The 19,863-nt window shown below is 49.0% G+C and carries 15 protein-coding genes; 1 reads left to right on the forward strand and 14 read right to left on the reverse strand.

What is annotated here, in order from left to right; all coding sequences use genetic code 11:
- Positions 1-73: 73 nt before the first annotated feature.
- From HP435_RS15275 to HP435_RS15305, 7 genes are all read right to left on the reverse strand, one after another.
- Positions 74-1,402 (reverse strand): MFS transporter, encoded by a 1,329-nt coding sequence (locus HP435_RS15275; RefSeq protein WP_229049687.1) that lies wholly within the window; start codon positions 1,400-1,402, stop codon positions 74-76.
- A 136-nt stretch (positions 1,403-1,538) separates the two neighbouring features.
- The gene (locus tag HP435_RS15280) at positions 1,539-1,829 is read right to left on the reverse strand and encodes an ArsR/SmtB family transcription factor (protein ID WP_063228204.1); all 291 of its coding nucleotides are present in this window, start codon (positions 1,827-1,829) and stop codon (positions 1,539-1,541) included.
- A 48-nt stretch (positions 1,830-1,877) separates the two neighbouring features.
- A complete protein-coding gene (locus HP435_RS15285) occupies positions 1,878-2,156 on the reverse strand; it encodes a hypothetical protein (protein ID WP_229049688.1) in 279 nt (92 codons plus the stop codon).
- A 282-nt stretch (positions 2,157-2,438) separates the two neighbouring features.
- On the reverse strand, positions 2,439-3,815 hold the full coding sequence (locus HP435_RS15290) for a DUF4179 domain-containing protein (RefSeq protein ID WP_167470384.1): 1,377 nt from the start codon (positions 3,813-3,815) through the stop codon (positions 2,439-2,441).
- Positions 3,816-3,915: 100 nt separating this feature from the next.
- On the reverse strand, positions 3,916-4,452 hold the full coding sequence (locus HP435_RS15295; RefSeq protein ID WP_122966442.1) for an RNA polymerase sigma factor: 537 nt from the start codon (positions 4,450-4,452) through the stop codon (positions 3,916-3,918).
- A gap of 257 nt (positions 4,453-4,709) precedes the next feature.
- Positions 4,710-5,366, reverse strand: coding sequence for a DJ-1/PfpI family protein (locus tag HP435_RS15300; RefSeq protein WP_173599999.1), 657 nt, complete (start codon positions 5,364-5,366; stop codon positions 4,710-4,712).
- A 152-nt stretch (positions 5,367-5,518) separates the two neighbouring features.
- On the reverse strand, positions 5,519-5,914 hold the full coding sequence (locus HP435_RS15305) for a hypothetical protein (RefSeq protein ID WP_173598176.1): 396 nt from the start codon (positions 5,912-5,914) through the stop codon (positions 5,519-5,521).
- A 106-nt stretch (positions 5,915-6,020) separates the two neighbouring features.
- Here HP435_RS15305 and HP435_RS15310 point away from each other — a divergent pair, with 106 nt between their 5' ends.
- The gene (locus tag HP435_RS15310) at positions 6,021-7,253 is read left to right on the forward strand and encodes a cytochrome P450 (RefSeq protein ID WP_122966439.1); all 1,233 of its coding nucleotides are present in this window, start codon (positions 6,021-6,023) and stop codon (positions 7,251-7,253) included.
- 244 nt (positions 7,254-7,497) lie between these two features.
- Here the strand turns inward: HP435_RS15310 and HP435_RS15315 are convergent, their stop codons facing one another.
- The 7 genes from HP435_RS15315 to HP435_RS15345 all read right to left on the reverse strand — a co-directional run bounded on the left by HP435_RS15315 (position 7,498) and on the right by HP435_RS15345 (position 19,760).
- On the reverse strand, positions 7,498-7,959 hold the full coding sequence (locus tag HP435_RS15315) for a hypothetical protein (RefSeq protein ID WP_122966438.1): 462 nt from the start codon (positions 7,957-7,959) through the stop codon (positions 7,498-7,500).
- Positions 7,956-13,373, reverse strand: coding sequence for an RHS repeat-associated core domain-containing protein (locus HP435_RS15320; RefSeq protein WP_229049689.1), 5,418 nt, complete (start codon positions 13,371-13,373; stop codon positions 7,956-7,958). The genes HP435_RS15315 and HP435_RS15320 overlap by 4 nt, the downstream gene beginning before the upstream one ends.
- A gap of 48 nt (positions 13,374-13,421) precedes the next feature.
- Positions 13,422-15,245, reverse strand: coding sequence for an RHS repeat domain-containing protein (locus HP435_RS15325; protein WP_173599823.1), 1,824 nt, complete (start codon positions 15,243-15,245; stop codon positions 13,422-13,424).
- A 415-nt stretch (positions 15,246-15,660) separates the two neighbouring features.
- Positions 15,661-16,743 carry a hypothetical protein gene (locus tag HP435_RS15330; protein WP_173599822.1) on the reverse strand — a complete coding sequence of 361 codons (1,083 nt, stop codon included), beginning with the start codon at positions 16,741-16,743 and terminating at the stop codon, positions 15,661-15,663.
- A gap of 59 nt (positions 16,744-16,802) precedes the next feature.
- Positions 16,803-17,336: an RNA polymerase sigma factor gene (locus tag HP435_RS15335; protein WP_122966434.1), complete on the reverse strand. Its 534-nt coding sequence runs from the start codon at positions 17,334-17,336 to the stop codon at positions 16,803-16,805.
- Positions 17,337-17,658: 322 nt separating this feature from the next.
- Entirely contained in the window at positions 17,659-19,296 is a 1,638-nt protein-coding gene (locus HP435_RS15340; protein ID WP_173599821.1) for an AAA family ATPase, read from the reverse strand.
- Positions 19,297-19,466: 170 nt separating this feature from the next.
- Complete coding sequence (locus tag HP435_RS15345) at positions 19,467-19,760, reverse strand: hypothetical protein (protein ID WP_173599820.1); 294 nt, start codon at positions 19,758-19,760, stop codon at positions 19,467-19,469.
- Between the last annotated feature and the right edge of the window lie 103 nt (positions 19,761-19,863).

Genomic DNA, 19,863 nt, shown 5'->3' on the forward strand with positions numbered 1-19,863 from the left:
AGGAAAAGAGCGGCTTTTTTGTTGCGGTTGTGAAGCATCTGCGTCTGCAATCGCTATCGCGCCAATAAGCCTGTCAATGAGACTGCTGTTGTACTGCCGCAGGTTTCGCCACTAACAGGAAATGCAAGCAAATCACGACGGCCATGCCGAGAAAAATCAGGCTGTAGTTGCCTGTTTTTTCAAAAAGCCTGCTCGCTGCCGCCGGACCAAAGGCCATCCCGACGAAGTTCAGCAAGTTGTAAAAGCCTAGCCCTACGCCGATTTTGCTTGGCAGCAATGTTCGCGGAACGAGATTGTTCAGCGAAACTTGAATCGCGGAGTAGCTCATCATGGTCAGCAGTAACAAGATCGTGACGACGATGATATCTGGCCGCGGAATCACTCCCATCGCGAGGAAGCCTGTCATCATCATCACGGTCGCCGCGAAAATGATTTTTCCCCCTCCGACTCGCGGCAGCAGCTTTCCGCTGGCAAAGCTGGACAAAACGCCCGAAATGCCCCCGAGGAACAACAGCAAACCGACAACAAACGGCGAAAGCTTGTGCACATGGATCAAATAGAGCGGCGCAAGGAACATGTTGGCCATCGCGCCGACATTCATCAAAAAGCCGATTCCGATCAATCGCAAGTAAGCCTGGTTGGCAAACAAGTCGCGTTCCACGAATGGCGCAGAAGTCCTGGGCAGCCACCATTTGAGGCCAAAAGCGAACGCGAGCGCCAAAAGAAAGAACAGTCCGTTCAGATTGACCGCAAACAAAACGGAAACGATGACGCCAAACAACAGCCCTGCTCCGGCAAAATCAAACGGAAGCGACGTTGACGACTGCTGCTCCTCTTTTGGCATGAACTTGAACAAAAGAGCGATGGCAACGATAGCGATGACCATGAGCAAAAACAAGTACCGCCATCCCAGCGTGTGCGTAACGGCTCCCCCAACCAGTGGGCCGATCCCCGCCGCCAACGCAATCGTCGCACTGAACATCGCCAAAGCGCCAGGCCGCTTCTCCGGCTGCAAAAATCTCGCTACCGAGATCATCGACAAGGAAATAAACGCGGAGCCGCCGCTTGCCTGAATGATCCGCCCGATGATGACCGCTGCAAAGGAAGAAAAACCAAAACCGATCAGCGACCCGGCAAGAAACAAGACGAGAGCGAAGATCAGCAGGCTTTTGACGCGAAAGCGATCCGCCAGTTTGCCATACGTAATCGAACCGATCGCGACCATCATCGAGTATCCGACGACAATCCAGCTGACCTGCGACGGACCGATTGACAATTCTTCGGAAATATCCGCGAGTGCGACATTAAACAGGACGGCATTGATCACGGCCAGCATGATCACAAAGCATAAGGTCAAAACGAGCCAAGTCGAATACAAGCTTTTCTTTTGTTCAAGCATCATGGACACCCCAAAGATTTTATAGTATTAAAACTTTCGAACTAAATAGCCGACGAACAGACAATGCGCACGCATTTTCGTGTTTTGCGATAGTTCTAAAACTCTTTAACTGTCGTCCAAAAAAAATGGTTATCCGGCACTACAGCGTGTCCAAATAACCCGGCAAAAACGCTTGAAATGTCTCCTCCCTCAATTGAATTAATTTGAATTGCCCGTCGCGGATAATGTCAATCAGCTCGGCATCATGCAAAATTTTCAGATGGTACGTCGTGTTGGACTTGTTCAACCCGTGCGTATTCCCGATGTGGCCGCACGTATGCATTGCTTTTGCGCGATACAAAAATCGAACAATCTCAATCCGCTTCACATCCGCCAACGCTTTGAAGATTTTGACGCGCTTTTCATCCTCGTTCGATTGTTTGATAGTCATAAAACTATACTAAAGCGGTGATTTCTGTTTGTCAATGACAGGAAACAGCTACTCGAAAATGGACACCCGCTGGCCAATCGCGTTCAGCCCCGTGTGTGTCCTCGTATCAAACTGATCGACGCACAGCACTTCGGAAACCATCAGAGGCTGGTCGCGAATCAGCTCCTGAATTTGCCCATCGCTGTAAAATTCATACGCAAACCGATGCAAGAAGCGTATCCGCCATATTTTTTCCCCTTGCACAGATGTGAACAGCTGCTGCAGATGTCCGCACAGCTCTTGTCCGGGCGCGAAGACATGGCGGCAAGTCAGACAATAATATTCCACGTGCGTCCCCCCTGTCGAATCGAAAAATGTTTCCGAATACAAAACGGCTCCCGCGCGCTTGAACAAAACAGACGCGGGAGCCTTCAGTAGACTGATCGGCCGAATGGATTGATGTGATGGAGTGGTTTTCTATAGTTTCAGTTTAAAACACATAAATCCTATTTGTAAAGTATGAATTGGTCGACAGTTGCGAAAAAGAGCTTTTTCCTCTTGCCGTGGACTTCGAATGGAGAGAATGCTCCGCTTCCGTCCAAGGAAAAAAGGCAAGCCAGGCGTAGCCGATTACTTTTTCGCAGGCGTGGCAGCAGGCAGCTCGACTCGCCACTGGGAATCGCTGTGCTGAACCGGCTCTAAGCGGATCGTCAGCGCCGCTTTTTTGGGCAAGGCGGTCATTCCTTTGGCAAAGTATTGATTGTCGCATTGCTCTACATAGACGCCATCCGCCCCTTTGCTCGCGCTGCATTCTCCTTCGCCATCGCGATTTTCCACCAGCTCATACGCTTGGCCCTTGTCGTCTGTCAAATACCACTTCCATATGCGCAAGTTGGTGGATTGCTCCTTCATTCGCAGAGCGACCTCTTTTTGTCCCGTTGCGGGATTTTGTTGCACAGACAAGTCGGTAACGGTGACGGCATGGTTTCCCTTCGTGCCAGAGACAGGCTTTGTTTTCAAAGTTGCCGGATCGAGTGCAAGGCGGAAATCGTTTGGTTCAAACGTCGACACGCCAGTCAGCACAAAGGTCAACGGTTTCTCAGTCTGGCCGGAGAAAAAGACGTATTCATGGATCGTTTTTTCTGTGCTGCCTTCTTTTACGATTTTCTGGCTTGCGTACACGGTCGGCGCTGGAGAATCCCCCTCGCTTACAACCAGCAGATCGTCAAGCTTCACCATGTCTTTTCCATTTTGATCGAGAATCCGGAAAACCAGGCTTTGATGATGCAGCAGCTCACGCTCTTGCGCAGTTGCTCCCACGCTTTTTGCAGTTCGCTCGATTCTCTCCCGCGCCGCTTTTGTCCAGCTTGTCTCAAACGTAAGTCTTGTCGCACTTGGCGAATATACAATAGATTTAGCCGCAACGGTGATTCCCTGCGGGGTGGTGTATGTCTGATTCAAAGAGACAGTTGTGGTTGCCGCCATGCTCTGCTCGATGTCGATCGGCACAGTCAGCTTCCATGAGCCTTCCTTGTATTGGTTGCCGCTGAGACGGATTCGTTTCACGTCCATTCGCAGCTGCATCTTTTTGGAGACAGCATCGTTTAAAACAAACTGGAAATACCCGATATCTCCTTCTTTATAATACGATTGGATGTCGTCTGCGATCACGTTGCCGTTCTCATCTGTCACAAACAGCTTGTTCTCGTTCGCGGCGATATCGGGATCAGGGAAAATAAACTCTCCCTGCGCATTTTTCATCGAAATGGCGACGATCAGCCGGGCGGGGTCGGCGATCACTTCAGATGTTTCAATTGTAATGCCCTGGTCTGTCACACTCGCCTTCGCCAGCTTGGCGTACCCTTTGTTCACGGCTTCCTGGACACCCGGGTCAATCTTCTTCGTCCACAAAGACGAGATGTAGCTGGCAAAAGTCGGTGACACGGCCACACTTCCCGAAAATCCGATTGCCAGAACAGCAGCACTCACAAGCGCTATTTTTTTCAACGTCCACCCATCCCCTTTACGGGACAGTCCCTCCCTTTCGGCCTTCTGTATTTTTTGGTTCAACCTCTTTTTGAAAGCTTCCATGTCCACTGAATGTGACTCATATTGATGTTTCGCATTTTTCAACTGCTTTTCCATGGCTACCCTCCTTCACCATGGTCCGGTAAAGCTTCTCTCTGCCCCGGGCCAAACGGGATTTGACAGTGCCTTTGCTTACGCTGAGGATGTCACTGATTTGTTCAATGGACAAATCTTCAAAATAGTAGAGGATGATAGGCGTGCGAAATGGTTCCACCAGGTCTAGCACAAACTGGTAGCAGAGCGCTGCATCCAGCTTTTCCATCGTGATGATCTCGGCGCTTTTGCTCATGCGGGGCGGAAAAATTTCTGTCACGACTTCGCGCCACGTTCTTCGCCAGGACATCTTGCATTCGTTGATCGTAATGCGGGCCAGCCAAGGAAACGGGTCTTTTCCGGGCTGAAATTGGTGGTATTGGCAGTACGCTTTGAGAAACGCATCTTGCACCCGATCCTCGGCAAGCGCCCAATCGCGCACATATGTATAGGCAAGCCGCACAAGCCGGTCCGTGTACGCCTCCACCCACGCTTCTAATTGACTCTCATCCAGTTGAACCACCTCCTTTGTTTTCTGCCTGTATTATGCAAAACAGAAAGCCCTGGTTCCCGGGAAAATGACAAAAACATACAGATCGTCCATTTTGCCAGCTCCTCGTTGCGGTTGCTGCGAAGCGACTGTTCTATCACTGCGATAAATAATATCATTCCGATCGGGTTTTATACTATAAGAGTTTATTATGTGGAAAGACGGAGCTAACGAGCAATCAAAAAAGAAGGAGCGCTGAATGCTCCTTCTTTTCTTGCTGGTCTTTGTATTTACATGCTTGGTTCCTTTTTGGCAAACGCTTGCAGCATTGCTCTGATTTGCTCCACCAATTGCGCTGGCGCTTTCTGCGGTGAACCTGTGTCAAACGGCGGCTTGGGATCGTATTCCAAAATCAGCTGTACAGCTTGTCCCATCTGTTCGCCCAATTCCCATGCGACCAATTGGAGGGCCATGTCGATCCCGGAGGAAACGCCCGCTGCTGTGACGATTTTCTCCTGGCGAACGACTCTCTCTTCCGTCGGGATGGCGCCAAGTGATGCGAGCAAATCGAACGACCCCCAATGGCTGGTGGCAACGACGCCTTTCAGCAGCCCTGCGGCACTTAAAATCAGGGAGCCGTTGCACACCGACGTCGTCCATTTGCTCGTCTCGTGGATGCGGCGAATCCACTCCAACGTTTCTTCGTCATTCATCGGCGTTTTATAGTGAGGCGGGCTGCATCCGGGCACAACCAGGATGTCGGCGGAAGTCACTTCGGAAAAATCGTAATCCGCGTGCAGGTAGCCCATGTTCGAATCTAGTTTGACCAATCCTTTTTGCTTGGCGACAAACTTCACTTCCCACTGCAAGGTAGCAGCAAAAACGTCGTATGGGCCGATCGCATCCAGCGCGGTGATTCCATCGAAAAGCATGATCGCAACTTTCATGATGACCTCTCCTTTCAAGTAGGAACGACTTCTCCCCAAGAAACCCGCAAGCTAGACCACGCCTTGGTCTGCTGGAAGGTTTGGATTTGCTCTTTGCTCGGATTGGAATTGTTTGTCGATAAAAAAATGTGGTCAGGTGCGCAAAAGACTCATTACACTTCCTCCAGCTCATAGCCCCAAGCTATGATTTCCACGACAATATCTTGAAATGGGAAAATGTAATGATGCGCTTTCTCCAGGAAAGTAGCATGCGGGTCGATCAACCTCAGTTCATCCTGTAACGCTTTTATCCATTGGGAATCCGTCACTTCCAGCAAATAGCGCTGGAAATATCCGTTCTCGTCAATCGCCTCGTCGATGACCAGATTGGAAAACGGGTAGCAATCGATTGTCGTCGTTTGGATCGCCTGGTAAGGTTTAAACGTCAGTTTCCATCTTTTTTCATCTGCGTCATCAAATGTAACCGCAATGGTATTGGTGTCAAAGTGGATTTCTTCCAGCGGTGTTTCATGAATCACTACGCTGTCCAAAGCTATTTTTAACGTCATGTTTGTTCTTCTCCTTGTCCTTCTCCATTCCCTTTTGAAAAGCTTTTGCGCATAAAATTCCCTTTATTATCCACCCTATAATGGACAAATTCAAGAGGTGATGTAGATGGAAAAGCAGGCGTATTCACCGTCTGAGATAACGGATTTCCAAACGAAATCCGAACATTTTTTTCCGGTGGCATGGTACAAGAAAATGCTTGCAGAGCAGCCCGTTTTTTATCATGCGGGCACGAATACGTGGAATGTGTTCCGCTATGAAGATGTGAAGCGGGTGCTGACCGACTATGCTTTGTTTTCGAGCGTACGCCAACGGACGCTTGTCAATGTCGGGGCTGGTACTAAGGAAGGCTCTTTTCCAGAACGTCTCAATATCCACGACAGTGATCCTCCCGAACATCGCAAGGCGCGCTCCTTGTTTTCGGCTGCTTTCACGCCGCGCAGCCTAAAAGAGTGGGAGCCGCGTGTCGAACAAGTCGTGAACGAGCTGATTCGCGAAATGGAAGCAAAAACGGAAGTGGATATCGTCCAAGATTTTACCACTCCGCTGCCCATCATCATCATGGCCGAGCTGCTTGGCGTGCCGCATCAAGACAAATGGCTGTTCAAAAAATGGGTCGATCTTTTGTTCATGCCGATTCAAAAGGAAAAGAACGAGGAAGTTCATCAACAGAAGGAACAGGCGGCAAAAGAGTTTTTTGCTTACTTGCACCCTTTCGTGGTCGATAAAAGAACGCACCTTGCAGACGACATCATTTCTGATCTGATTCAGGCAGAATACGAGGGAGACAAGTTGACGGATGAAGATATTGTTACCATCACGATGTTTATTTTGGGGGCGGGCATCGAGACAACCAGCCTCCTGTTGGCCAACTCGTTTTATTCCTTGCTGTACGACAATCCGAACCTTTACGCTGAACTGAGAAGCGACCTCGACCTCGTCCCGCTTTTTGTCGAGGAGATGCTGCGCTATCGTTTTCACATTAGCAAAATGGATCGCACGGTGAAGGAAGATAACGATGTCTTGGGTGTTGAGTTGAAAAAAGGAGATGTCGTGATTGCCTGGATGAGCGCAGCCAATTTTGATCAGGCTGTGTTTGAAGACCCTTTTGCTTTGAACATCCACCGGAAAAACAACAATCGGCATCAATCGTTCAGCAATGGACCGCATATCTGTCTCGGTGCCCCCTTGGCGAGAATGGAAGCAAACAAAGCTTTTCACCACTTCATCAAGGCGTTCTCGCGCATTGAACCTGTTCCGGGCTTCGATCTGGAGGCGAATTTGCAACCTTCCGCTGCTGGTCAAGCCCTGGTGAGGCTGCCAGTGAGGGTTTGGCGTTAGGGATTTATGAGCAAATCCTTATCTTGTTCCACTTCGAACTTCATTGTTAGGTTGAAAAACTCTTGAATAAGCTTTTTGAGTATTTACTTTGTATCCTTGAAGAATGGCTGTTTTTGTTTCGGGCTTAAACATGTTCACACACCTGTCTTTATGAAACAGGAATACTATAAATTTTCACCTTGCTTCTTTAGGAAAAATTAAAGAACCCCAAACGAGCGTAAATTACTCGTTTGGGATACCTTGATTAAGAATTAGCCATCAATTTATACTCGATACCGATCTTAGTTAAAACTCCTGACTCTTCTAAATCAAATGCAAAGTGAACACCTTTGTCCGATACATAATTAGCTTGATATTGATCGGACATTACACTATCTAGTGTCCACGACACACCATTCTCGCTTAATAGTCCCTTAATGAAATCAATTGTTAGTTCATTTCCTCCATTGAAGTTTTTGATTTCAATACTATTAGGCATGTTTATAGTGCCATTATTAAGAGTAATCACTACTGTTTCTATCTTATTTTTACGGAGTCGAAATTCCAAGTCCCCATAAATAACAAAAGCGGGATATGACTTCCTTTCGGGTGTATAAATTTCAGGTTGTCCAATCAAATTTATGATTTCTTCTTCCGTTTCTCCTCCTGTAAAGTTTCCTAGGCTACCTGTTGTTAGTAATTTCATAAAGTCAATTGTTATCCTCACTTCATATCCTCCAATGCTTTTATCAGGAAATTAAACTCTGCTCCTTTCCCTGGTTTTCCCGATTTAGATAACTCCAATCCTCTTTGAGCATGTTTCAATAACCATTCTCTAAATTCTGGATGTTGAATAGCTTCTTCTGCTTGTTTAAGAGCAGAATTATATTGACTAGGATTTTTTGCTGCCATCCCTGGATGAGTCGGTTTAAAAGCAATACCTCCTTGATTTGTAGGAACAACAGTTATTTCGATTTTTCCTACATTAAAATGGACTCCCTTATCTAAAATGTCAGGTGCAATCTTCTGGGATTTCATCATATCGCGAATACTTTGCGGTAATCCTTTTGAACTCTTAAATGCATTTACTGCAGTTTTAGTTCCTGCTTTAGTGGTTTTAAGCAACTTCCCTACAGGAACAATATTAATGGCAACACTACCAGCTGCAAAGGCATCATCTGAATCCCAGTTCCCGTTTGAAAGTGTGTTAACATTTTCTACTCCTACATATTCGACTCCTGCTTTTTTCAAAGCCCCTGGTAATTCGTCACCAGCTTTGGTCATTCCAAGCCAAACTGCTCGTAAAGAAATCTCAGCATGTCCAGTAGGATCAATAAAAATCAATGGATTGTTAAGAACATACGTATACCGATTCAACGACAACGGATTATCCACCGTACCCTTATACGTATCCTCCGAAATAAACCTCCCGACCCTCGGATCATAATACCGGGCACGCAAATAGTAAAAGCCGCTCTTCTCGTCGTAGATTTCTCCGCTGTACTGAAACGGGTTGGACATTCCCTCTGTCTTGGAGATGACATTGCCCCACGTGTCGTACTCGTATTTGTTTTGTTCTTGTCCTGATTCGTCCAAAATCGAGACGACATCCCCATGGCTGTTATACGCGTAATATCCGCCTTTATCGGTGAGGAAGTCTTTGCGGAACAGCAGCTCATTACCCCAAACATTGCGGGCAATCGCATAGCCGTTCGCATCCAGCTCCTCCAAGACGTTTCCGTCCATGTACACGTATTTTGTTTGCACACCATTTTCCGTCTTGGTGGCACGCAGCCCGTTCCCGAAATACGTGTAGGTCGCATCCAATCCGGTCGTATGGTTGGTCGCACTTCGCAGTCGATTCCGTTCGTCAAACGTATAGGTGGTCACACCTTTGTCGGCAGGTCGTTTTCCTGCAAAAGCGGAGCGATTCCCGCGGCCGTCATACGTATACTGGTTCGTGGTTCCTGGAACAACTTCCTTGGTCAGACGATCGACTTTGTCATAATCGTATCGGTACAGCGTTCCATTTTTTTCGCTGGAAACGACATTGCCGAACGAATACTCGTTGTTTTCACTCCACACGGGACTTTCTTTTCGATGCGTCATTTTTTCTACTTGCCCAAACGAGTCCAAATCCCGTTCTACTTTGAAACCGTTCGGATACGCAAGCTGATAGCTTTCCCCGCTGGCTTTCATATGGTAGTCGTACTGAATTTTTCCTGTCAGCGGGCTGTTTACTTCCTGTAACCGCCCTGCCGGATCATATTCATAGTGGATTACGGTTCCGTCCGGATAGGTCAGTGAGTCTTTCGCATCGTCATTGTCCGTATATCCCAATTGATACGTGCGGCCAAATACCGTTTGGCTTTTCAACCGCTGAAACGCATCGTAGCTGTACGTGATCTCCCGATAGTTGTTGGCCGCCGGGTTGATGTCCGCCCCATTGCTGTTTGTTTCCTTCTGGACCAGTGACGTGTTCGGGACGTAGTCTCTGGTTTCCAAGTTGGTCACGGAACCGGAAGCATTGCGGGTCATCAGGCTTGCCAGCTCGTTAAACGGCGTATATCGATAAGCGTGGCGATTTCCTGTCTTGTCGGTAAAGGTGTTCAGCGTGCCATTTTGATTAAAAGAATAAGATTCAGTTGCTCCCGATGGCACATCCTGTTCGCTAAGCTTCCAGGATAGAGCATTGTAATGATTTTTGGTTGTCTGCATCTGATTTTCAGTGACGGTCAACAAATTTCCGAGCGCATCGTATTCGTACTGATAGCTGTTTTGTTCCGGGTCCAGCAAATAGGTAAGGTTGCCGTCATTGGTGTAGCGGTACTCCCAAACGCGTGTCTTGCCTGACTGGTCTTTTTCTGTCTTCTGCTTCACTTGATCAAACGAGTTTCGGACAAGCTCGGCGGTCAGGTTTTTGGCTCCGTCTCCTGCTCGCTGAATTTCTTTTTCGAGCTGGCCTTGTCGGTCGTGATATTGAACTGTTTGCAACCCGTTTGGCGCAAGTGTCATACGGGTGAGTGCGGGTGCGAAGCTGGTACCATCGCTGATCGAATTGGCAGTCAAGTATACGGTGGTGCCAACAGGGTCTTTTTTCTGCCAGATACTTCCGTCTGTATTGTAGACATACGTGGTCGCACGTTCTTGATCGGCGTATGGCGCACTGGACAAAAGATGGTTGCCGTCTAGCGTATAGGTGTTGTACAGCAAAGGACGCGAAGTTCCGTTTGCTGCAACTTGCTCTTTATATTCGATTTCTCCGAATGGCGTGAACTGAGTGACCAGCTTGGTGCCGTTCGGGAGTACCATTGTGACCTTGCGCGCCGTATCGTCATAGGCGTAGGTAGTTGTCCTGGTTTGTTCCTTGCTCGTTACGCTTTCTTTCGTTCGACGGCCTAGCAAATCATATTCGTACAAGACAGCCATATCATCCGGGTAAACACGATTTGTCAGTCGGCCCATTCCATCGTAGGCGAAGCCGTGGTGCAAAGTTTGCATTTGCCCAGTCGACACTTCGACTCGCAGGTTGATGTCAACAGGATACAGCCCCAGCGGATCGTACCCGGTAATATTTTGCGTCACTGTCTTCGCGTCTGGTCCCGTACTCGTTTCCGTTGCGGAGGTCAGCTGTTTGTTATCGTTATACGTATAAGCTCTGTCTACCTGCATGACCTTTGCTGATCCGCCATCCGGATAAGAATCGATGATTTTTTCCGTTGCCAAAAGCCCTTTGGAATTATACGCATACGTTTCCTTGTGGTAGTGCTCCGGATTGTCTGCGGCCGTCTTCGTTATACTGGCAGGCATACGCAGCGCAGAAAGGAGAAGCGGATTTACATATTCTCTCGTTGTGATGTTGCCTTTCGGATCTATCTCTTTGGTGACATCGCCGTAAGCGTTGTAATTGTATTGTATCGTTTGCGCGTAGCGATCCAAACGTGCTTGCACCTTCGATAATCGATTAAGGCTGGGCGACAAAAGAAACGCATACACATCTGCATCGGCGGTCATGGAGGCTGGACGCCCTAAGAAGCTGTAGACGTAAGACGGTTTTGTATCCCGTTCCTTGTACAAATAGCTCGTGTAACTAACCGGGTTGTAGCGATAGGTCTTGCCCTCTTCCGTGAAGGAAAGCTCTCCCGGAATCGTCTCGTTGTCTCCTCCGTTGCCCACGTAGTTTTTTACCGATTGCAGCACGAAATTGCGATCCTGATTAGGGGTGTAGCTTTTATCTTCACTTGGCAGCCCGTCCTGCAACGTTCTGGACACGACCAATGCCCCGTCTCTCGCAAGCGACTGCTTGGCAAACCGAACCGCTTGCGCTTTGGGCGACTTCCAGATTTCTTTTGTAATGTGCGGATAATACTTCGTATACGAATACCATTCTGTCGCAGGCTGATCGGGATGCGGCGTTTTCGCAAAACGGAAGTTGACCGCTGTGACAGGCAAATAGCTGGTGTACGTCAGCGCTTCCTTGTCGTGATAAATCCGCGTCACGCCCTGGTCGAGGAACCCTGGAGCATCCGGCTGGTACAAGCTGTACGTATAGGTCATGGACAAGCCTTCGACCGGATAGTTGACTTGCTTGAGCAGCTTGTATTCGACGGTGTTTCTTCTCTCCTTGTCGAGATTCGTATACGCGGTAGATTCCAGGCCGCCGTCGTTGAAGTCAATCACGCCATTCGGCGCAGGGAAGCTATATCCGGCATGCAGATCGAACTCGGCTTTCCCGTATGTTTTCGGATCGAGATAGCTGTACTCGGCAATGACCTTGCTCTCTCCCCCTGTGACGCTATGCTCGACAACCCGATCTTTGTTGGTAGCGTAATCCGAATCGTATTCGAGATGTTTCAGCAGCTTTGTCTCGCTGGCATCCTGGTAAACTTTGAGAACGACACCACCGCCTCGTTCCATAACGATCAGGCGGCCGACGCTGTCTGTGATTCGAATCGAATCCTGGTAGTCCTCAGGAATGCGGTAGCGGATTGTATCTCCGTAGGCATTCGTCTTTTTGACCAGGAAAATCCGGTACATGACATCACCGCGATAGTTTTCATCTTCGCCAAATTCATACGTGTTGCCATCCACGGACAGCGTCACAATATGCTTCTCGCCAAACTCCCCGGAAGGCTGGCGGTAGGATAACATGCCGGCATTTGGCTTGTACGGCGTATTCACCCATTCCCCTTTAATGGAAGAAGACTCAAGAATCGTCCCGTCTTCCAACGTAAAAATGTAGCGCTTTCCCTCACTGACCGCACCGCATGTATATTTGGAATCATCCGACCGGAACGTGCACTTCGCGTTTTCTTTGGACACTTCCTGAAACTGCGGAAAATTAAAGCTCCAGCCTTCCGGCAAACCATCGTTGTTTCCTTGCAGCGGAGCTGTTTTGTTTTTGCCTGATGTGGAAAAGTAAATCCTTTCCGTCATCGCATCCAGCGACGAGTAGCGGCGTTCGACCGTCAAGTCCATGCCATGCTTGCCTTCCAGCTGCACATCCACTTCCTGCACGTTTGCCGCCCGGTACAGCTCGTCCACCGGATTGTCGGTATTGGTGCGCTGGTATTTGTAGGTCAAGCCTTCCGTTTCGAACATGGCGTCTTCTGGAAGCGTGGTCGCTTGCGCAGCCAAAGCTCTGGCTTGCGGAACGGCTGCTTGTTCGTTGCGACGCTCCTGATACGTCTTGATTGCTGGAAGGAGTGTTGATAGTTTCGTCATTTGTGCTTTTGTCAGCTTGTCCAACTTTTGATTGACGGTATCATCCGACCATCCATATTTCTCTACTTGCTCGTGATGCGACAAAAAGCGATCGAATTGAGGATAAAAATAGGCTGCAAGCTGCAACACGCTTCTATCCTTCCATTGATAGAGCTTCCAAGCATCTTCGGGGCGGATCGAGTCCCACTCTTTACTCGCCACTTGTTCTTGCGTAAAAATAGGTTGTTCCTCCGGATTTTGCTGTTTGAGCGCGTTGCCTTGCTGCTTTGCGTTTTGATAGGCTGCAAGCCATTTTTTGGTCGCCGCCTTCTGATTCTCATCTTGTTGTGCCGCTTCCGGATTGGCTTGAACGGCCTCTGTCTTCGCCAATGCCAGATTGGGGGTCAGCAAAGAAAGCCCCAACAAGATTGTGATCATTTTTGACCACCCGTACCTGATTCTCATAGCGCCAATGCTCCTCTTCACTTAATAGTCCGTTTTCTTGCTGAGATTTCCGTTGCTGTCATACGTAAACTCGGAGAGGACTTGTCCATTTTGCCTGATTTGAGTCAGTTGTCCTTTGGCGTTATACACGTATTCGACCCCCGTATAACGGGCGAGCAAACGTGTGTGAACGGCATTGTTGTCAGCGGAAGAGACGACAACATAGTAATCCCGGCCTTTTTCCATGGATACAATCGCTTTGGAAAATGGCGGGTGATCCCCGTCGTCATTGGCGGCAAGCAGCCTGGTCTCTCCGAAGTCTTCATAGATTGCCAGCTTGGTATTGCTTGGCCCGCTCCCTTCCACTCCCCCAAAATAGGTGGTTGAGAGTTCAAAATCTCCAGAGGAAGGCGCCGTAAATTTGTAGATTTTTTTGGAGCCTTTGGCAAGATCGAGATCGGGCGGCGCTGCGAGCGTGAACGAGTCTGTATTGGTAAACTCCAGCGCGAATGTGTCTGTCGTCACATCTGCATCTGCACCAGCTATTTTTGCCTTCGGGATCGTCACAAACAGATTCGTTGCGCGGTGTTTCTGCTCGTGTTCAACCGCTTTTCCCGTAAATTGAATGCTTAACTGCGTGCTGTTGACACGTGTAACAAGCGGCTGCAAACCAGTTGCGACGTTGTGTACTGTCACAAAAGAGGCTGCATCGGAAGTAAAGGTGCCATTTTTTAAGACGACAGTCTGCGTTTCTGTCAGCGTCCCATCGTTTGCAGAAGACTCGTGAAGCGCAGCGGAAACGACACTGGCACTGGCATCCAAAGCAGCTGTCAACCGGGCGTGAAGTCCTTTTGTCGAATCAAAAGAAGTAGCCAGAACAAAATAGGTCACGCCTGCGTCCAGTGACACTTTAATTTCGGAAAAGAGAGAACCATCGACTGCCTCATCATTAAACTTCAGGGCTTGCTGCAACTGCTCGTCACGAAACACGGACAAAACCGTATCAAACGGGGCGCCAAATCCTCCGTATGGACTTGTATAAAAACGGTAAGTACCAGTTACAGGAGCCGTAAAGCGGTAGCCAGGGGTTTCCCCGGTAGGAAGACTGATATCAATAGGTTGAGCCAGATTGAGTACAGTCGTAATCTTACTGAATGACAATAAATAGGAGGTCGTTTCACTAAAATCGCGGCTCATGCTAAATACAGAGAAATAATAGGTCGTATTCGGTTGCACCTGAAAAGTGACGTTTTCCGTTACCCCAACTCCTCCTCGCGTACTCATGCCCACTACTTTGTTCGGCGCTTGCATGACTGCCAGGTCGAAGTTTTTATCTTCGGGAACGCGCAATGTCACCGTAAGCTCGCCAGATTGCGCCCCTGAATCAAAACGGTACATATCGAGATCCTTCGCTGTAGACAGCTTCGAATTGTAAAAATTTCCACTTGTTACAGGGTAACTTGTGTCTACATCGTCGTTCGGTTCAAACGGGTCCAAGACAGAAGCAGCAGCGGCAAAAGCGGTTGCGGTTCTGCTTGCCAACTGAGGTTGAAGCTCCTGTTCCTGCGGCTTTTGCTTCAGCGAAAGTTCGGGGATCAACTGTTCCCAATATTTATCAACTTGTTCTTCCAGTTGTTTTTGCAGGGAGTAAATGTGTGCTGCTTGTTTTTGCAAAGACTTGTTAATTTTCTCTTGGCGGATTTGCCTGTTGGAATCAATCGGTGTCTGATGCAGCTTGAGGTTCTTCTGTGAAAAGGCAGCTGATTGTTTTTCGATTTTTTTCGCGAGCTTCTTGTCGCCTTTTTGCAGGGCAAGCTCTTGAAAGAAAGTCAATGTGTTCAGCAAACCGTAAATCTCTTGATCCATCTGAGGAATCGCTGTCGCGGGATTCTCTTCGGCAGAAGCTCTCGCTAGAGGAACGAAAACGAGAAAAAAGAGAAGGAAAAGAAGGATTGCACTTGTGCTTTTCATGATCTTTCTGGACATTTCTTGCTCACTACTTTCCTTGAACTTAAACGAAATGAATGAAGGGCATATTTGGGTCAGCGACGTGCTATTTTACGAAAAAGATTATGTATTCCATCACCTCAGCTATATCTGTCAGCTATCAAAAACAACATACGATAGTATATCAATCCGTTCAGCTATTGCCTTGGCTTAAATATTGGTTGCATTAACAATAAAAGCCTTACTTGTTCGCACACCAAAAAACCGCCAGAACATTTCTCTGACGGTCTTCCGGCTTGTAAAAAAGCCAATTAAACTCTCACAAACATACAGCCTAGTTGCCCAACTGAATCGGAACCTCCATATCCACATCGCGGTACTGGCGCTCCTGGATCGCGTAGGAGATCGTCAGTTCTTTCGGCTGTTTTTCCAACCCGTTGATGTAAAGAGCGCTTTTGATCCGCACTCGTCCGTCTTGATCGCGGACGTACTCTCCATCGCCGTTGTCCATGCTCACTCTGTATGTTTTCCCTGTCTCGTCTGTTGCACTCCATTCCGTGATGTAGATGATGTCTTTTGGCAGCAGTGCTTCAAATTCAATGATCCCGCCTTTGTTTCTCACTTCGTACGGTCCGGCGATCTTCTCCTGCTGATCGTTCGTTTTCAGATGAAACTTGTGGAAGGTAAAACGGCTGCCGCTGCCTTCTACCGTGACGGGTTGTTTGCTCAACGCATCCAGCGAAAGCTTGCCCTGGAAAGTTGCCAATTCATTCATGTAGATCGAGTGGAGCTTGAAGGTCACCTTTTTTTGGTCGGCAAATGGCGTAAATCCGTCCCACCACCTCCACATCATCGCATCGCTGTCTCCTTCGCCTTTTGTGGTAATCGTTACCGCATTTTTGCGAATGCCGTTCAGCGAATCGAGCACGGTGTCATCCCGACCGGCAAGCAGCTTTCCGTTCTCGTCAAGAATTTCGTATGCCAAACTGTGACGGTTCAAATAGTCGCCCAGCTCACCAGAAGCGTTTTCCGCCATGCTTTGATACTCCTTTTTGCGCTGCTCGTTCCAACTGGTCGTAAGTGACAATAAGCTGTTGCTTGGAACGTTCGTCAGTTTATCCAGCTTGACCACGACTCCTTGAGGTGACGTGTACTCGCGATTGATTGCGACGGTCTTCGCGACTTCCTTTGCTTTTTTCATGTCGATAGGAACATCCAGCTTCCAAGAACCGCCCTTCCCTTTGATATCGTTGAACTGGACTCCGACCGTCAGTGTGTCCGGGGATTTCTGTGCGGTGTTGAACAGTTCGATCACTTCCTGTTCGACCAAAATGTAGCCCCCGTATTCTCCCAATGTCCAGCCGTCTCCCTCCGGATTCAAGTCTTGGCCGGTTTCGTCTGTCAGCGTGAAGTCCACATCAATGTCATCCAGGCTGCAAGCGAGCTTTTTCCCGTCCTTGTCGACAAAATCAAAAATCAGAGCGATCCGCGTTGGATCGGCGAGTGCTTCTTTTTCGCCCGATGCAGTCTCATCTGCACCGTCGTCGTTGGCAGCACTAACATCTCGCTGATCTCTTTGTAGCTGAGCTGATCGATGTAGCGCAGGACAACGACCGCGCGATATTCCTCTTCCAGCCCCATGATGTGACGAAGCAGAACTTGCTGCTGCTCTTTTTGCAGGAAAGCTTCCTCCGGTGTCTCTGACCCGATCAGTTCCACCTCTTCGTCCGACGTCTTGACGCTTCGCTTCCGTTTCCTCAGTTCATCCAGGCAATGGTTGATGGCAATCCGGTAGAGCCATGCGGAAAAATTACCGTCCGGCTCAAGCTTTTCCAACTGGAAATACGCTTTTGTAAAAACCTCCTGGGCGAGATCTTGGGCATCCTGTTTCTGTCCAATCATCCGGTACAGGCGGGCAAAGATTTTTCCTTTATACTTGTCGACAAGTCGTGCATAGGCTTGCTGATTTCCGCCCTGCACCAGACGAACGAGCTCGTTATCGTCTTGCATCTTCCCTCTGTTCCTCCCATGTAAAAGGCTTGCTGCGCAGCTTGTGCCTTTTTGGTCCAAACACGTCTGTCTGTTTTTTCACCAGACTCTCCCACTGCTCGGACTTGTTGCAGGTTGCCAATTTTCCCAGACTTTTGACATGTTCACCAAGTATAACGAACATCCCGCGATTTTCTTTCCCATTTTCCCTAAAAAAGTGATAAAACTTTCCAACCCCTGAGCAAACCGACGTATGCTCACAGTTGTCGATCAACACAAAAAACCGCCAAGACACCGAAGTGACTGGCGGTTCGATACGGCCCGAAGGCACATGGATGAAAGTTTACGACAAAGCAGGCCGCTTGTCGCCGTACAACTGCACGTACAGTTCCTCGATTTCTTCTCCGGTCAGGTCGCCTCGCTTCAACAGCTCCTCCGCGATGGCGTGCACGAAATCGGCGTATTGACGCACCAATTGCTTCACCTGTTTCATTTGTTCATGCAGCAGTTCGTTGATTTTCGGCCGAAGTGTTTTGAGCGCCTCCTGCCGGGCACCTGTAGCGAGCCAGCTGAACAACTCGTCGCCCATGCCGACCATGCCGAGATAAGCGCCTGCCAGCTCGGTCGCTTGCTGCAAATCAGAGATGACTCCGTTCAATTTTTTGCCGAGAAACTCTTCTTCGACGGCTCTGGCAGCGAGGCACACCTGAATCGCGGCCAAAATTTCGCTGTCGCTGCGATTGTACCGCTCATGCGTCGGTTTGGTGGCGGCAAGGCCAAGAGCGCCGCCGCGGCGAATGATCGTCACCTTCCAGACCCGTTCGTGCGGCTTGAGCAAATATTGCGCGACGGCATGACCTGCCTCGTGGTACGCTACGTTTCGTTTTTCGTCCTCACTCATGGAGCGCAGCGGCTGTTTCAATCCCCACTCGTACGTTTCCATGGCGACCCGGAAGTCGTCGTAGCTGGCGCTTTGCGCTCCACGCTGGTGGGCGATGACGACCGATTCATTGACGATATGCTTGATCTGGGCAGGACTGTAGCCAATTGTATCCAATGCAGCACGTTCCGGGCTGAGAGATTCGTCGTGCTTCACCTTTTCCAAATAATATTCGAAAATATCGATCCGTCCATTGTAGTCCGGAGTGTCGACCCACAGTTGTCTGTCAAAACGGCCGGGCCGCAACAGCGCGGAATCGAGCACGTCCGGCAAGTTTGTGGCGGCAATCGTCATGACGGCGGGGCGCTCAGCCTTTTTGCGGCGCAGACCGAGGGAGCGCAAAAATTTGGCGATTTTCGAGCTGTCGAGGTTGGGCGGGTCCATTTGCAAAAGCAGCTCATTCAACAAGCCTGTGCCGCCCATCCCCAGCATCCCGCCTCCGCCCATTCCCCCTTGGCGCTGCATGCCGATCGCGTCGATCTCGTCGATGAAGATGATGCAGGCGCCGTACTCCCTGGCGCGTTTGCGCGCTTTTCTGTACAATCCCATGACTTTCAGGTTGCCGACACCGAAAAACATGTTTTGAAAACTGGGGGCCGAGGCGTAGGCAAACGGAACCTGGGCCTCGTTGGCAATGACCTGCGCGAGATACGATTTGCCCGTACCCGGTGGGCCGCACAGCAAAAGACCGCGGATCGCTTCGCCCCCCATTTCCTTAAATTCCTTCACACCCTTTAGCAAGGTAACGATTCGCTCAGCATTTTCCACAATTTCCGGATTGCCGCGATAGTCATTCCACGTCGCTCCTGTTTCCCCTGGCAAAATCCAATACGTCCGCCCACGCGCCAAAAACCAGAACAGGGCAACGAACTGGATGATGATGAACATAACGGCAAACAGCAATTGAAACAGCAAGCCAAGGATGCCCAATGCGATTGACCAGTAAGTCGGCCCTCCTGTGTACAACACGATCGTTAAAAAGGCGATGGCTGCTACCCAGAGGAGGACTTTCCGCCACTTGATCCATTGATAGTTTCTCATGGACCTACTTCCTTTACGGAAAATTTTGAATTTTTGTTAGAAAGTCGCAAGGAGGTCTATCCAGCCAGAAGGAAACCGATCGTACTCTTTGACGCTCCTCTTCTCTCACTATCAAGGTCGTGTTTCAAAAAGAACGAACAGCCCACCGGGATGGAAGGCCAACCTGTTGCTTATGCAAATCGTTTGATAATGTCAAGCAGGTACTTCACAATGACAGCCAAGCCGCAGATGAAGTACCAAACGACAAGAATATACCCGGTCGGGTCGATGACAATCATGGAAACGATAATGTTTAATGGCAATACATAATAAAGAATGTCCTTCAAATAGCCCAAGACAAAGGACGGGTTGACCGAGCCTGCCCAGAACGAACGGAACAGGACGATGAGAAAATCGATCATCATGAGTCCAAAAATGGCCCATATCGTATAAATCATCCAGTCAGCAAATGTAAAGGTCATCATGCCTCACCTCCTTGCTACATACTATGCCTTGGTTACGCTCGGGTGAGGGGGCCTCTGCCATAAATTTGCAGCCTTGTTGACTGGATTCAGCCACTATTTTTGT

Origin of the sequence: Brevibacillus sp. HD3.3A (genome assembly GCF_013284375.2) — a bacterium.
GTDB lineage: Bacteria > Bacillota > Bacilli > Brevibacillales > Brevibacillaceae > Brevibacillus > Brevibacillus parabrevis.

What these genes read in the sequence shown, in the direction of transcription:
- HP435_RS15275 (WP_229049687.1), bottom strand. Translation starts at nt 1,402, where the DNA reads ATGATGCTTGAACAAAAGAAAAGCTTGTATTCGACTTGGCTCGTTTTG.
- HP435_RS15280 (WP_063228204.1), bottom strand. Translation starts at nt 1,829, where the DNA reads ATGACTATCAAACAATCGAACGAGGATGAAAAGCGCGTCAAAATCTTC.
- HP435_RS15300 (WP_173599999.1), bottom strand. Translation starts at nt 5,366, where the DNA reads ATGAAAGTTGCGATCATGCTTTTCGATGGAATCACCGCGCTGGATGCG.
- HP435_RS15305 (WP_173598176.1), bottom strand. Translation starts at nt 5,914, where the DNA reads ATGACGTTAAAAATAGCTTTGGACAGCGTAGTGATTCATGAAACACCG.
- HP435_RS15310 (WP_122966439.1), top strand. Translation starts at nt 6,021, where the DNA reads ATGGAAAAGCAGGCGTATTCACCGTCTGAGATAACGGATTTCCAAACG.
- HP435_RS15320 (WP_229049689.1), bottom strand. Translation starts at nt 13,373, where the DNA reads ATGATCACAATCTTGTTGGGGCTTTCTTTGCTGACCCCCAATCTGGCA.
- HP435_RS15325 (WP_173599823.1), bottom strand. Translation starts at nt 15,245, where the DNA reads ATGGATCAAGAGATTTACGGTTTGCTGAACACATTGACTTTCTTTCAA.
- HP435_RS15335 (WP_122966434.1), bottom strand. Translation starts at nt 17,336, where the DNA reads ATGCAAGACGATAACGAGCTCGTTCGTCTGGTGCAGGGCGGAAATCAG.
- HP435_RS15340 (WP_173599821.1), bottom strand. Translation starts at nt 19,296, where the DNA reads ATGAGAAACTATCAATGGATCAAGTGGCGGAAAGTCCTCCTCTGGGTA.
- HP435_RS15345 (WP_173599820.1), bottom strand. Translation starts at nt 19,760, where the DNA reads ATGATGACCTTTACATTTGCTGACTGGATGATTTATACGATATGGGCC.